This window comes from Burkholderia sp. E168m23, from assembly GCF_016586125.1.
GTDB classification, from domain to species: Bacteria; Pseudomonadota; Gammaproteobacteria; order Burkholderiales; family Burkholderiaceae; genus Burkholderia; species Burkholderia orbicola.
The window spans coordinates 1-738 of the sequence record NZ_BCPP01001601.1 but is presented as its reverse complement, the minus strand read 5'-3'; the positions used below and the strand labels follow the sequence as shown (position 1 = coordinate 738).

The window sequence follows — 738 nt, the reverse complement described above, 5'->3', positions numbered from 1 at the left end:
CGTGCTCGATGCAGAACGCCTGCAGCGCATCGAAGCGCGCATGCGCGTCGAGCGCCGCGCCGCCCGCCGCGCGAAACCGCTGGTACGTGTCGCGCGACGGGTCGTCGCTCGCGCGCCATGCGTCGAAGCACGCACGCAGGCGCCGCAGCTTCGTCGGCAGCACGCTGGGCCAGTCGATCAGCGCGGCGTCGGCCGCGGTGGCCGATGCGCGAGGCGCGGCGTCGGCGCCCGGCACCGCGTCGCAGTCGAGATACGCGACGTTGTGCCAGCGCCGCGACGACGGCGAATACGGGCTGTCGTGCGCGGGAAGCGCCGGATAGCCGGCGTGCGTCGGGCTGATCGCCACCGCCTGCGCGCCGTGTCGCGCCGCCTGTGCGGCGAGCCGCGCAAGCGCCGTGTAATCGCCCGCGCCATCGTCGCCGGTGCGGCGCAGGCTGTAGAGCTGCGCCGCGATGCCCCAGCGGCCCGCGTCGTGCGCGCGGGCCAACGCGTCGAACGGCTGCGCCCGCGGCGGCGCGATCGCGAGCCCGATGCGCTGCTCGCCGATGTCGAGCGCGTGATAGCCGGGCATCGCGAGCGGCGGCAGCGTGCCGTGTTCGCCCGCGCCGCCCACCCGGCCGTCGACGTGCCCGCCGGTTTCGAGCGAGATCCTGAAGCGCGCGCCCGGCGGCGCGATGGTCGCGGGCAGCGTCAGCGGCTCGTATAACTTCGTATAATGTATGCTATACGAAGTTATTA

The 738-nt window shown here is 73.7% G+C and carries 1 protein-coding gene; it reads right to left on the bottom strand.

The genetic code is table 11. From position 1 onward, the window contains the following. Positions 1 to 738, bottom strand: a 738-nt coding sequence (locus JMF90_RS39145) for a 4-alpha-glucanotransferase (protein WP_201326555.1), incomplete at both ends; no start/stop codon positions are given.